This is a genomic window from uncultured Butyricimonas sp., assembly GCF_959596855.1.
GTDB classification, from domain to species: Bacteria; Bacteroidota; Bacteroidia; order Bacteroidales; family Marinifilaceae; genus Butyricimonas; species Butyricimonas muris.
Map to the genome: position 1 here is coordinate 82,967 of NZ_CAUFYA010000015.1, position 12,587 is coordinate 95,553.

Here is a 12,587-nt window from a genome sequence, read left to right on the forward strand (position 1 = left end):
CGCTTTAACACATATTTTAGTGCGCAAAAGTATAACATTTTTTTCAAAATAGCTATACAATTAGGCAGATACTTTTAATGTTAACTCCTTATTTCTATAATCAATGACGGCTTCGTGCTTCACGAGAAAATCACTTCCCAACAATCCGGCAACCCGACGACGCAGGTGTTTGTCGTATAAAGAGTTCACGTATTGCAAGTCTATGACTGCTGCGTGTACATTCTCTATCGTGTGTCCGCCGATATGTAAGGTTGTGATATTCACCAGCTCAACCTCATTGATTTCTCCGCACACCCCCCCGGAGTTAATCTCGGAAACATCTTCCAGCGGTTCATAGGAAAACGGTGTCAGTTTGTCTATGACCGTCACGGATGCGCCCGTGTCTATAATAAAATCCCCCTCTATACTACCGATTTGCAGGGTGGCGATGATGTGGAAACTATTGTCTTCCAACTCAACGACCTCTATCGGAATCTTTATCTCCATACAATTTCGTTTGCACAAAACTAAACATTTTCGGTGAAATCCAAAAAACGGGGATGTTAATTTCAAAAAGATTTTTTCCCGGTAAGGGATGAAACCGGCATAGTTATGGCGGTGAACTGCCTTTTTCTAACCCCGCGGGATGGTTGTAGAGAGGCTTTTAGGCGGTTGTCTAAAGGCATCGCCTACTGTTCGCCTGATGTTCGCCCACACCTAGCCCACGTTTTAGTGAAAAATATGTTCTTTTAACACGAGCTATAAATCCGTGCTGCCTGTTATCACTCGGGCAAGTGGTTTGCAAGGCATCGGTTTCGCGTGAGGTTATCCCTAGTTTTAGGGGTAGTTGTCGTTAAAAGAGGGTATGTCAAAAGTCATTAAACTCCTCCGTCCGCTTCGCATCCAAGTGAGCCCGGAAGCCGGTCTCGAACCGGCTCTCGCTCGGCAAACCGAGAGCAAGCTCTCTATTTGCCGAGCGTGAGTTGGTTCGAGTCCGCTTCGGACTCAATACCCCGAAGGGGGGGGATGGAGTTTGAAAAATGACTTTTACCACATTCGTATAGTAAGTGCGAGATTAGTTATTATGCCAGTTTATTTTTTGCGAGAAATACATGACGATTGCCAAAATGACGAATAATCCGATGCTTCCGGCGAGTAGGGCATAGGTTTCCAGTTGGATCAGGAAGAATATGTAAGTGTACAGGCACACGAGCAATCCCCCGATCGTTAGGGCTGTTTTCTTGATTTTTAGGATTCCGACCATATAGAGCGTGATCAATGTCGTGGTCGCGAGTGCGGAAAGCAGGTATGCCCACGTGAAGCTAATGTGTTCCGAGGTGGAAACGAGTAACGTGTAAAAAAGACAAAGCGCCAAGCCGACCAGCAGGTATTGAAGCGGATAGATGTTTTTTTTCTGCACGATTTCCACGAAGAAGCAAACGACGAATGTCAAAACAATGATAAGGAACGCGTATTTGGCGGAACGCGTGGATTTTTGGTAATGGTCGACGGGGAATAGTAAATCTACGCCAAAGATGGAAGAGGAAACAATGGAGATCTCCCCGGGACGGACGGGATTGGAGGGCGTGTAATTCGAGAGGTCGGGTTGGTAAGACCTTAGTACTTGAGAGAAATTCCGGTTTATTTCCAGTACTTTCCACTTGCTCGTGAAACCGTTCGGGGTTACTTCTCTCTCCGAGGGTAGGAAAGCTCCCGAGAAACTTGGTGTCGGGCAATTGGAGTTCAGTGCCACGTTTGTCGTTTTGCCTACTGGGGCGAAAAGTATGGATGCCGATCCTTTTGTTGTCAGTTTCACGGAGAACTCAATCGTTTTGTTCGGGGTGAGCAGGTCGCTGACGTTAAGATGAATGGATGTCCCTGTGTAAACGATACTGTTGGGGTTGACGCCCGGTTCCATGTTGTATTTTTGTCCGTTCCACGTGAGGGCAACTTGTTCGCAGATGCCTCGCAGGTCGCTTACTCCAAGATTGAGTGTTGCGTTTTCGTTCCACTTGATGTCTCGCGAGAGGTTTGTTTCCAAAAGATCTTTCGAGATGAATTTGCCTTTGAGTTCAAGCGAGGAATTGTAAACGATAATCTCATACAATCCTCGTTTGAGTTCTTGTGTTTCGATATCACCCGTGATGTCCAATTGATCCGGGAGATAGTTGATGTAGCCGGTTTTGTTTTTTCCCTTTTCGTCTTGATAAGTATAGCTTAGGGTAAGAACGGGACCGATGATTGTCTGCGGGCCACTCCATTTTTGTTGCACCTCGATTGTTGCTTCTTTCGCGGTGTTCTCTCGTTCGCTGATAAGGTTCTGGATCATGAACATAGGGATAATCAGGATAACGATGAGTACCCCGATAAGTAGGATTTTCAAGGTAATGGCGTCTCGGTTCTGTGTGTGTCTCTCTTTGTGCGGAAGGTTTGTTTGTTCGTTCATGGTGTTTTATTTTTAGTTGTTACTTAAAAAGAACTTTGAATTTCAAAGTAGATGAGGTAAAAAAAATTATATGTTTTGACTCTTTAGAAAATCTTCCAAGGCATTCAAGTGTTTGGTGAATGCTTCCCGTCCCTTTTCCGTCACCGCGAAGGTCGTGTTGGGACGCCGCCCGATAAATTGTTTTCTGCATTCGATGTACCCGAGTTCTTCAAGACTGCGGGTATGGCTGGCAAGGTTCCCGTCCGTGAGGTCGAGCAGGTTTTTCAGCGTGACAAAATCTACCGATTCGTTCACGATCAACACGGACATGATTCCCAGTCGTGCCTTGCTTTCGAAGGCCTTGTTTATATTTTCGAGTACTTCTTTCATTCGTTGAAGTTTGCTCTTTGTGGTTGCGATGTCTGGTGGCGTTCTACTTTATAATAAAAGTATATGCCTGCCAAAATATGGAGTAACCCGAACCCGATAACCCAAAACACGAGGGCATTGTTCACGACAAAGCTGTCAACGAGTCCCAACAGGATTTCCGCGTAACCCAAGTAGCGGATATCCGAGTAAGTGTACTTGGAGCAGTTGACAAGAGCCAGACCGTAGAATATGAGCATGATGGAAGAGGTCAGCCCGTAATAGTGTTGCCATATCAGGGAGATGCAGAAAACGCCCCCGGCGAATAACGGGAGAAAGAAATTCCAAAGCAGGCGATGAACCGATTTGTCCGTGAGGATGTTTCGGTTGGCTTTTTTTGCCTTGCAATAGCTCATGCAAAACACGGTGACAAGGGAGGTCAGTAATACGGCGATTGCGATAAGGCAGAGCAGCGTGAGGCGTTGGGACGCGTTGATTTGCTCGTGTGTGGTCAGAACTGAGTATGCCAGTCCCGTTGCAGTGCAAGCGTATATACCCACGAGTATGGATGATAAACCACTTATGGAGAGGAATTTCGTGGATTTTTCCATGAGATCCTTGATGTCGTGCAAGGTATCGAGTGCTTCGTTGTTCTTCATGTTTTAAAAGTTCTTTGTGATGCAAAGTTAAAGATAAATTTTGAATATCGTGTATGAAATGCGTGTATTTTTTATAGATTTGTATTAACCGGATAATTTATATGAAGTTATGAGAAAGTATATCGCGTTGATTTTTTTAGTTTGTTGCTTTTTGGAAGGAGTGGGGCAGAAGGCCGAGAAAATAACTCTTCCGGGGAGTGGGTTGGATAATTTTTATCGAGTTGACACGAGTGTCTACCGGGCAGACCAGCCTTCGGCGGCTGATTTTGTTTTACTCGAACGATACGGCATAAAGGAGATATTGAATTTGAGAAACTGGCACAGTGACGATGACGAGGCAAAAGGAACCGCTTTAAAGTTGCACCGCTTGAAGACACGTGCCTCGAAGATCGATGAGGAGGATATCGTGAAAGCGTTGCGAATTATAAAGAACCGGAAAGGGCCGATATTGATTCATTGCTGGCATGGTTCGGATCGGACGGGGGCCGTGATAGCGATGTACAGGATTGTTTTTCAAGGTTGGTCGAAAGAGAATGCCATAAAGGAAATGACGGAGGAGGAATTCGGTTTTCACAGGCAATTCAGCCAAATTATAGATATGATAAATCGTGCTGATATCGCGGCAATAAAACGGGAACTAGAGGCGAAACCCAAAATAAAAACCGTTCCGGCGCCCCGGAACGGTTCTCTAACAGAATGATCGTGAAGTACTATTGTTAGTTAAATAATTTCATGTCGTCGAGTACGTTCATTACCGTTTTTACTGCTTTTGCAGATTGTGCCAGTAATTCTTGCTCGTCTTTGTCGAGTTTAACCTCGATAATTTTCTCGATACCGTTTTTGCCCAAGATTACGGGAACTCCAAGGTAAATGTTGTTCATCCCGTATTCTCCGTTCAATAAAGCGCATACCGGGAATACTCTTCTGTGGTTGCATACGATAGCCTCAACCATTTGAGCGGCAGCGGCTCCCGGCGCGTACCAAGCGGAAGTACCCATTAATTTCACCAATTCGCCGCCACCTACTTTCGTTCTCTCGATGATAGCGTGCAGCGTGTCATGATCCATTAATTCCGTTACAGGGATACCGCCAACGGTGGTATATCTCGGAAGCGGAACCATGGTATCCCCGTGACCGCCTAATAACAATGCTTGGATGTCTTTCGGGGAAACATTCAATGCCTCGGCCAAGAATGCTCTGTAACGTGCGGTATCGAGGATACCTGCCATACCGAATACGCGGCTGGAATCGATCTTTGCCGTCAAGTAAGCGCAATAGCACATTACGTCGAGCGGGTTGGACACGATGATAATTTTAGCGTTCGGTGAATGCTTGATAATATTTTCGGTTACTGATTTTACGATGCCGGCGTTAGTTGCAATTAAGTCGTCGCGGCTCATTCCCGGTTTGCGGGGTAGTCCGGAAGTAATTACTACTACTTCAGAATTGTTGGTCGCTTCGTAATCGTTGGTCACACCTTTGATACGGGTATCATAAAGATTGATCGGGGCTGTTTGCCACATATCCAATGATTTTCCTTCTGCAACGCCTTCTTTGATGTCCAAAAGAACAACCTCATTCACGATGTCCTTTTCAGCGATGCAGTTTGCGCATGTTGCACCAACGTTTCCTGCTCCTACAACTGTTACTTTCATTTCTGTAATTTTTTATTGTTATACGTTTCGTTTTTTGGCTATTTGTTTGCTTTTTGCGCTGTCAAATGTAAGCCTTATTTTTTATTTCAACAATCTTTATGCCGAAAAATTACAGAATTTTTTCTGCAATGAAAAGAAGGTTTATAAAGTTCATAAAGTTTGTAAGGTTTATAAGGTTTGTAAAGTAATAAAAAGGAGGGGTACTTCGTGAACCTTATGAACTTTATAAACTTTACAAACTTTATAAACTCAATGAAGTTGTTGCCATAGGCGGCTTGCAACAGCGTGCATTTGTCCTAAAATTCCGGTCGGTTTGTAACTTCCATTCTGTAATTTTTTCTGGAATGACAGGTACCAGAGGGTGAGTACGATTCCCTTGAGTACGCTGGAGATGGAGATGCTCCACCAGATACCGTTCAACCCCAGAATCGGGAAGGTCACGAGATAAAAGGCAAGCGGGATTCTTGCCCCGGTGAGCAGAATACCCACGATTGCCGGGGGTGTGGTACGCCCGCAACCATTGAAAGCTCCGGCCGTGACCTGTTCGATTGCAGAGAAAACTTGCGAAACGGCAAGGATTTTTAAATAGGCGCTTCCGGCAATTAGGGTTTGCGGTTCGTTGATGAAAATGCTGAAAATTTCTTTGCTTAGAAAGAGAAAAGCTGCCGTGGCAACGAGAGCGATTCCCCCGGCAAGTTTTAGCGTGTAGTGATACCCTTGACGTATCCTGACAAAGTCGCGTGCCCCGAAGTTCTGTCCGGTGAAGGCTGCCAGTGCCGTCGAGAATCCCGCGGCAGTCATCCACGTGATGGCCTCTATTTGTGCCCCGACACTTTGCACGGCAACCCCGATATGTCCCCATTGTGCCGCCACGGTGGCAAGCGTCAGCGAGAACATGGCAAACAAGGCGCTTTGCATACTGACGGGGAAACCCAGAGAAAATATCCGCTTCACGAAACGGGCACGTAAGCGGGTGAGATAATGGAGTTTGCCGATAGAGGATTCGCGGAAATAAAGATTGCGTATAAAGATCGCGAACACGACCAGTTGCGAGAAGGTAGTGGCAACTGCCGCACCCGCCGAACCCATGGCGGGAATAAAGCCGAACCCGTATATGAGCAAGGGATCGAGTACAATATTAAACACCAAGCCCGTCGCGACGATTTTCAAGGGTGTTTTGCTATTGCCTTGCCCGTTGTACAGCCCGCTGTACGTGTTGTTGTTGAACGTGAAGAATAGTCCCGGGGTGATCAATCGCATGTAATTGACCGCGAGCGAGGAAATATTTTCTTCCAGATGAAATAATCCCACTAGGGCAGGAGCCGCGATGAATATGAAACAAGCGTAGAATAAAGCGATAATTGACGAGAGCATGGCTGCCTGATTGGCGTATACGCGGGCTCTTTTGCCTGTACGTGCGCCAAGAGATTGAGAGATGGTAACCTCGACGCCGACTTTGCTGATAAACGAAAGTGCATTGCACAACCACGTGAAGAATCCGGCAACACCCACGGCTGCCACGCTTTCGCTTCCCAATCGCCCCAACCAGATCATGTCTGTCATGCTGTAGGCCATTTGGACGAAAGAGGCTGTGATCAAGGGAATTGCCATACTCCATATCCCTTTGCTGATGCTTCCGTGTGTCAGGTCGTTTACTTTTGTCATGCTCTTGTTTTTTGGCTTGCAAAAATATAAACCTTTTGGCAATTTCCTCTCACTTTTTTATACTTTTGCGGAAAGATGTAAAAATGATTAATATGAAAAATATCGCGGTTATTGCAGGAGGAAATTCTTCGGAGTACGGGGTGTCGCTCCAGTCGGGAAACAATATTTATAACGAGGTGGATGAAACCCGTTATAATAAATACCTTGTTATATTAAAGGGGCGGGATTGGCACGTGAAGATTGGTGATGTGACTTACCCGGTGGACAAGAATGATTTTTCCTTCACGAAAGACGGGGAGAGGATTGCGTTTGATTTTGCCTATATCACGATTCATGGCAACCCCGGTGAAAACGGGTTGTTGCAGGGATACCTCGATATGATGGGCGTACCCTACGGGGGATGCAACGTGCTGGCTTCCGCGTTGACTTTTGATAAACACACGTGCAATGCTTATTTAAAGAGTTACGGGGTGAACGTGGCCAATTCCGTGATGCTGAAACGGGGGATGGCGTATGACGTGAACGAGATCATAGAGGAAGTCGGTCTGCCTTGTTTCGTGAAGCCGAATGCCGAGGGGTCCAGTTTCGGGGTATCGAAGGTGAAAGAGGCGGGACAGTTGGAGAAGGCGTTGCGGGAAGCATTCGCTCTTTGCCGGGAAGTGCTGATTGAAACGTTTATTGACGGGAAAGAGTTGACATGTGGTGTCGTGAAAGCTGGGGAGCTGGATTTTGCAATGCCCATAGCGGAAGTGATCCCGAAGAAAGAGTTTTTTGATTTCGAGGCAAAATACGATCCCAAGATGTCCGACGAGATTATTCCGGCACGTATTTCTCCCGAGTTGACCCATCGCATCAAGACGTTGTCGTCGATGATTTACGATATACTAAGGTGTGACGGTATCATCCGGGTGGATTATATCGTGCGTGATGACGAGATATTCATGCTTGAAGTGAACACCACGCCGGGAATGACTTCCAATAGTTTTGTGCCTAAAATGGTGCGGGCTATGGGCGGAACGTTGCGGGATGTGTTGACGAAGATTATTGAAGCCAAATTGAGTAATTGAATTTCCGCCTTAAACGATAATGCCGCCGCCCACGACATCCGTGCCCTCGTAGAGTACAGCACTCTGACCGGGAGTGATGGAATCCATGCCTTCGTGGAACTCTACCCGTAGCCCGCTCTCCTCGTGGTAGACGGATGCTTGGGCGCCCCGGTTGCGGTAACGGATTTTGGCATTCACCTCGAAGCCGTCCGGTAGAGAATCGTATTTCATGAGGTTGATATCTTTTGCCCGGAAACCTTTACCTGTCAGTTCTTCGCGGGTGCCTAGCACGACTTCGTTTTTCTGCGGGTTAATGGCCACGACGAACATGGGATGCCCGAGGGCAATGCCCAGCCCTTTACGTTGCCCGATGGTGTAGTTGGGGAAACCCCGGTGCTCACCCAAGCGCTTGCCGGATGTATCGACAAATAGCCCGGGACCGTATTTCTCCGTGAAGTTATCCACGTTCTCGGCAAGGAAAGCGCGGTAATCGTTATCCGGGATAAAGCATATCTCTTGGCTTTCGGTTTTCTTGGAAAGTTTTTCATGTCCTTTGGCAAGAGCGATTTGCCGGACTTCCGGTTTTGTCAGTTCACCTAAAGGAAACAGCGTCCGGGCAAGATTCTCTTGTGTCAGTGTCCACAGGAAATAGGTCTGGTCTTTAGTTTCGTCCACTCCTTTGCGCAAGAAGTAACGTCCGTTCAGTTGCCCGATGCGGGCGTAATGTCCGGTAGCGATGTAGTCACACCCGAGTTCGTCGGCCATTTCGATCAATTTGCCCCATTTGATCGTGGAATTGCAAAGTACGCAAGGGTTGGGCGTGTGTCCTTGTAAATATTCGTCGATGAAATTCCGTATCACCAGATCTTTGAAATCTTGACGTATATCCAATATATGATGTTCAAAGCCCATTTGCTGTGCCATGTGTTTTGCCTCGAAGATCGCGTTCACGCTGCAACACCCTTTTTCCTTCTCCATGCAGGCTTGCGAGATTTGATCGTACACCCGGTAGGTAACCCCGACCAACTCGTATCCCTGATCTTGTAATAACATGGCGGCAACCGTGCTGTCAATCCCGCCGCTCATGGCCATTAAAACCCTCATAATTTTAGATTTAATGATTTTAGCTTTATGATTCTTAAATCGTAATTCATAAATCGTAAATTTATTTACTCATAAATCTTGCCTCGCTGTGGTAATCATCTTTCTCGATGTCGATATCGGGTTCGATGAGTTCGCCGGAGCCGGACAAGGTGAATTTCAAGTATTTGATCTGTTTCCCTCGGGATAACCATTGTTGCTCGTAGAATGTTTTGATACCTAGTATTTTATCATCCAGTCCGCTTGCGTAAAGGTCGTCCGTGTTGACAAAAGCGGTCAATCCGTTCAGGCGGATAAGTTCAGCCGTGTATTGATACAGGAAAGGACTATCCGTTTTGAGGTGGATGATTCCGTCTTCTTTCAGCATCTTTTTATAGAGCGAGAGGAAGCGGGTTCCCGTCAGGCGCTTGCGGGCCTTTGCCATTTGCGGGTCGGGGAACGTGATCCATATCTCGGAGATTTCCCCGGGGGCGAATACCGACTCAAGCATCTCGGCATGCGTGCGCAGGAATACCACGTTTTTCATGCCCTTTTCTTGGGCTATTTTAGCCCCGGTCCACATCCGGGCTCCTTTGATGTCCAACCCGATGAAATTTTTCTCCGGGTAGAGTTTTCCCAGTCCCACGGCGTACTCGCCTTTGCCGCATCCCACTTCCAGTACAATCGGGTGGGCGTTGCCGAACACTTGTTCTCCCCATTTCCCTTTTAGCTTGTAATCCGTGCGGAAAACCTCGTCATGTTTCGGTTGGAACACGTTATCCAGTGTTTCCATTTCCGCGAATTTTGCCAGCTTATTTTTCGCCATATCCCAATCGCTTAATTTTCTAATTTAGTTATCTTAATCCCTATATTTTTTATTCCTTTCAATTCCTTTTCTTTCATGCGGTGACCGATCTCTACCGTGTAGATACCCGCGGAATCCAAGTGAAGTATTTCTTCCGAGGTTTGGGTTACGGTTTTCAATCCCCCCAATCCTTGTCCCACCCATTCGTCGTCCTTATCCGCCAAAGTGATGTCCGAACTTAGGTTGATTGTTGTCAGGTGCGGGTGGGAGATGGTGAGCCAACAACTCAGACCATGTAGTTTATAATCCGTCGTGTGCCGTACGCATGTGCTTAACACGTAATCGCCCGGTCGCGTGATGTTGAATTCAAATTTGTAATTACTATCCCGATTCCATGTCTCGCGGGCGATGGATTTGTAACTTCCCGCGTCGGGGGTGATATTACAAGCCATGCAACACGATAAAATGAATAAAGTGTAAATACCAAGTTTCTTGCTCATCACGTTCGGTCGTTATTGCTCGTTTTTAATAGTGTTTCCAGTTCCGCAATCATCATTGCCGTGGCTCCCCAGATAAAATGATTATCAATCTTGTAGCCCGGTGCGACAATCTGTCGGTCGTTCCGGTAAAGCGAACGCGAAGTTTTATTCTTGTCGTCAAATAAATCATTTAACGGGATGACTATCACTTCCTCCACTTCATCTTCCGAGAGTACAAAATTAGGTATTTTCGGGATTGTTCCAACAATGGGTGTTATATTAAAGTTGCTTAACGGGATATACACGTCGCTCAAACTCCCAATAATCGTGACGTCTTCAGGCTTTACCCCGATCTCCTCGTGACATTCTCGCAAAGCGGTATCACGTGCATTCGTGTCTTCCGGCTCCATCTTCCCACCCGGCAGGGCGATTTGTCCCCCGTGATATTTCCCCACCGAAGTACGTTGGATAAAAGGGATTGCCCAATCCTCCCGGTAAGGCATCAGCAGCATGAGCACGGCGCTATTCACGGGGGAATGCTGATGTATTTCTTCTATTCCCTTAACGTGATTAGGTTCGGGTGTCATGAGGGCGTGTGCCGCCGCTCCCGGTAATTCTCGTGCTAGAACTTTTTGAACTGTTTCAATTGTCACCGTTAATCTAAAATTTAAAATCTAAAATCAGTATGGTTTTTGTACCGCACTCAACACCCTTAAGATGTTATCTCCCCACAACTTGTGCAATTCTTCCGGCGTGTAGCCTTCGCGGAGGAGTTCCACGGTGAGGTTGATAACCTCGTTGGCGGCACGGCAGCCGATAAGTTTTTCCGTGTCGTCGCCGTCGAAGTCCGTGCCGATGCCCACGTGGTCGATGCCCACGAGGTGGACGATGTGGTTGATATGAGCCACGGCGTCTAGAATGGTCGGGTTGGGTTGTGCGCTCAGGAACGAGTTGTACAGGCACACCTGTACCACGCCTCCCTTGTCGGCGATGGCTCGAATCTGGTCATCTGTCAAATTGCGGGGGTGATCGCGTAACGCTCTCGCGGACGAGTGGGAAGCGATAATCGGGGCTTCGCTGGTTTCCAGTACATCCTGCACGGTTTTGGCGTTGGCATGCGAGATGTCCACGATAATTCCCAAGCGGTTCATCTCTTTCACGACTTGTCGTCCGAAATCACTCAACCCGTTGTGTTCCGGTTCGCCTTTTGCCGAGTCGCAAATGTCATTGCTGCCGTTATGGCACAGGGTGATATAAGTGACTCCCATTTTCTTGAACATCTCGAGGTTCGCGATATCCTTCCCGATAGCGTACCCGTTTTCGATGGCAAGGAATATCGCTTTCTTCCCGGCATTCTTCAGGTAAAGCAGGTCGTCCTCGTTATAGGCGATACCCACTCGCGACTGGTTCAGTTTCACTTGTTCCGATATCTGGTACAGGATGTCGACAGCCTTTCGCGTGGCGGCACGCGAGGCTTCCTCGTCCCGGCTGTCTTGATGCAGGTAAGCAACCATGAAAACGGCGTCCTCTCTTCCTTCCTGCATTTTGGGAAGGTCTACTTTTACGTCCTCGTGGCGTTGCCCGAAGTTGAAACCCGGGGTGAATTTCATCGGGGTATCGCAGTGTGAATCGACAATCAAGCTGTTCCGGTGGATTTCTTTTGCCTTCTTGAACAGGGTGGCCTCGCTGACGAAATAATAGAAAAGTTTCATCATCTGTTCGTCGGGGCGTACCGCCATTTTCTCCGGGTGCCATTGCACGCTGAAGACACGGTGTCCCGGCATACCTTCCATCGCCTCGATAATCCCGTCGGCAGAGGTCGCCGTCACGCGGAATCCGGGGGCGATGTCCTTGATGGCCTGATGATGGTAAGAATTAACCGTGATGGAGTCTTCTCCCATGATTGAGTGGAGTATTGAGTTATTGATGATATTCACCCGGTGCGAGCCGTATTCCCGGCTGATTGTCTGGCTGTGTTTTAAAGCCGGTTGCTCGTGCTGCGAGTAGATATCCTGATAGTTGGTACCCCCGAAGGCCATGTTGATAATCTGGTGTCCGCGGCATATCCCGAAGATGGGGATTTGTCGGTCGGATGCCAGTTTTACCAGCGTCAGGTCGAACTGGTCCCTCGCGGCATCCACGTCCCGCAGGGGAGGGATGGGGTCTTCGTTCCCGTACAGCGGGTTGATATCGCCCCCGCCCGTGAGCATAAGCCCGTCGAGCGTGTCTATCGTTGCCCGCAAGCTCTCGATGTCATTATGCACGGGTATTAGCACGGGAATACCGCCCGCTTGCAGGATGGAAATCACGTATGAATGTTCTATACAGGAGTTCCCGTTCTCGAAATTTGCCGTGATACCGATAACCGGTGCGTGGGCTTGTGTCTGGCGATCGTCTATCGCCTTGTATAAGGTATCCAGATTTGCCG

Annotated in this window: 13 protein-coding genes; 2 read left to right on the forward strand and 11 right to left on the reverse strand. The window is 47.6% G+C overall.

Annotated elements, in window-relative coordinates:
• Positions 1 to 60: 60 nt before the first annotated feature.
• The 4 genes from Q5866_RS08800 to Q5866_RS08815 form a co-directional block, all read right to left on the reverse strand.
• Positions 61 to 486, reverse strand: a complete 426-nt coding sequence (locus Q5866_RS08800; RefSeq protein WP_099294289.1) for a retropepsin-like aspartic protease — start codon at positions 484 to 486, stop codon at positions 61 to 63.
• Between the two features lie 568 nt (positions 487 to 1,054).
• Entirely contained in the window at positions 1,055 to 2,425 is a 1,371-nt protein-coding gene (gene creD / locus Q5866_RS08805) for a cell envelope integrity protein CreD (RefSeq protein ID WP_303179858.1), read from the reverse strand.
• 66 nt (positions 2,426 to 2,491) lie between these two features.
• Complete coding sequence (locus Q5866_RS08810; protein WP_099294283.1) at positions 2,492 to 2,794, reverse strand: transcriptional regulator; 303 nt, start codon at positions 2,792 to 2,794, stop codon at positions 2,492 to 2,494.
• On the reverse strand, positions 2,791 to 3,429 hold the full coding sequence (locus Q5866_RS08815) for a hypothetical protein (RefSeq protein WP_099294281.1): 639 nt from the start codon (positions 3,427 to 3,429) through the stop codon (positions 2,791 to 2,793). Before Q5866_RS08815 ends, Q5866_RS08810 begins: the two co-directional genes overlap by 4 nt.
• 109 nt (positions 3,430 to 3,538) lie before the next feature.
• Between Q5866_RS08815 and Q5866_RS08820 the strand changes: the two genes are divergently transcribed.
• Positions 3,539 to 4,129 (forward strand): dual specificity protein phosphatase family protein, encoded by a 591-nt coding sequence (locus Q5866_RS08820; protein WP_292269496.1) that lies wholly within the window; start codon positions 3,539 to 3,541, stop codon positions 4,127 to 4,129.
• A gap of 16 nt (positions 4,130 to 4,145) precedes the next feature.
• Here the strand turns inward: Q5866_RS08820 and mdh are convergent, their stop codons facing one another.
• Together mdh and Q5866_RS08830 are read right to left on the reverse strand one after the other, a co-directional pair.
• Positions 4,146 to 5,084 (reverse strand): malate dehydrogenase, encoded by a 939-nt coding sequence (mdh, locus tag Q5866_RS08825; protein ID WP_099294277.1) that lies wholly within the window; start codon positions 5,082 to 5,084, stop codon positions 4,146 to 4,148.
• 249 nt (positions 5,085 to 5,333) lie between these two features.
• On the reverse strand, positions 5,334 to 6,749 hold the full coding sequence (locus Q5866_RS08830) for an MATE family efflux transporter (protein WP_099294275.1): 1,416 nt from the start codon (positions 6,747 to 6,749) through the stop codon (positions 5,334 to 5,336).
• 92 nt (positions 6,750 to 6,841) lie between these two features.
• On the opposite strand from Q5866_RS08830, the gene Q5866_RS08835 reads away from it, so the two are divergent.
• Positions 6,842 to 7,816 (forward strand): D-alanine--D-alanine ligase, encoded by a 975-nt coding sequence (locus Q5866_RS08835; RefSeq protein WP_186978293.1) that lies wholly within the window; start codon positions 6,842 to 6,844, stop codon positions 7,814 to 7,816.
• Positions 7,817 to 7,825: 9 nt separating this feature from the next.
• Here the strand turns inward: Q5866_RS08835 and mnmA are convergent, their stop codons facing one another.
• The 5 genes from mnmA to Q5866_RS08860 all read right to left on the reverse strand — a co-directional run.
• Positions 7,826 to 8,899: a tRNA 2-thiouridine(34) synthase MnmA gene (gene mnmA, locus Q5866_RS08840; RefSeq protein ID WP_303179859.1), complete on the reverse strand. Its 1,074-nt coding sequence runs from the start codon at positions 8,897 to 8,899 to the stop codon at positions 7,826 to 7,828.
• Positions 8,900 to 8,960: 61 nt separating this feature from the next.
• Complete coding sequence (gene trmB, locus Q5866_RS08845) at positions 8,961 to 9,701, reverse strand: tRNA (guanosine(46)-N7)-methyltransferase TrmB (protein WP_303179860.1); 741 nt, start codon at positions 9,699 to 9,701, stop codon at positions 8,961 to 8,963.
• Positions 9,702 to 9,712: 11 nt separating this feature from the next.
• Positions 9,713 to 10,180, reverse strand: a complete 468-nt coding sequence (locus tag Q5866_RS08850) for a gliding motility lipoprotein GldH (protein WP_303179861.1) — start codon at positions 10,178 to 10,180, stop codon at positions 9,713 to 9,715.
• Positions 10,180 to 10,812 (reverse strand): CoA pyrophosphatase, encoded by a 633-nt coding sequence (locus Q5866_RS08855; RefSeq protein ID WP_303179862.1) that lies wholly within the window; start codon positions 10,810 to 10,812, stop codon positions 10,180 to 10,182. Before Q5866_RS08855 ends, Q5866_RS08850 begins: the two co-directional genes overlap by 1 nt.
• 27 nt (positions 10,813 to 10,839) lie before the next feature.
• A partial coding sequence (locus Q5866_RS08860; RefSeq protein ID WP_303179863.1) for a gamma-glutamyl-gamma-aminobutyrate hydrolase family protein occupies positions 10,840 to 12,587 on the reverse strand: 1,748 nt, incomplete at its 5' end.

Coding starts and splice junctions, on each gene's coding strand:
- Q5866_RS08820 (WP_292269496.1), top strand. CDS start 3,539: ATGAGAAAGTATATCGCGTTGATTTTTTTAGTTTGTTGCTTTTTGGAA.
- Q5866_RS08810 (WP_099294283.1), bottom strand. CDS start 2,794: ATGAAAGAAGTACTCGAAAATATAAACAAGGCCTTCGAAAGCAAGGCA.
- Q5866_RS08835 (WP_186978293.1), top strand. CDS start 6,842: ATGAAAAATATCGCGGTTATTGCAGGAGGAAATTCTTCGGAGTACGGG.
- trmB (WP_303179860.1), bottom strand. CDS start 9,701: ATGGCGAAAAATAAGCTGGCAAAATTCGCGGAAATGGAAACACTGGAT.
- Q5866_RS08815 (WP_099294281.1), bottom strand. CDS start 3,429: ATGAAGAACAACGAAGCACTCGATACCTTGCACGACATCAAGGATCTC.
- creD (WP_303179858.1), bottom strand. CDS start 2,425: ATGAACGAACAAACAAACCTTCCGCACAAAGAGAGACACACACAGAAC.
- Q5866_RS08850 (WP_303179861.1), bottom strand. CDS start 10,180: ATGAGCAAGAAACTTGGTATTTACACTTTATTCATTTTATCGTGTTGC.
- Q5866_RS08800 (WP_099294289.1), bottom strand. CDS start 486: ATGGAGATAAAGATTCCGATAGAGGTCGTTGAGTTGGAAGACAATAGT.
- mnmA (WP_303179859.1), bottom strand. CDS start 8,899: ATGAGGGTTTTAATGGCCATGAGCGGCGGGATTGACAGCACGGTTGCC.
- mdh (WP_099294277.1), bottom strand. CDS start 5,084: ATGAAAGTAACAGTTGTAGGAGCAGGAAACGTTGGTGCAACATGCGCA.
- Q5866_RS08830 (WP_099294275.1), bottom strand. CDS start 6,749: ATGACAAAAGTAAACGACCTGACACACGGAAGCATCAGCAAAGGGATA.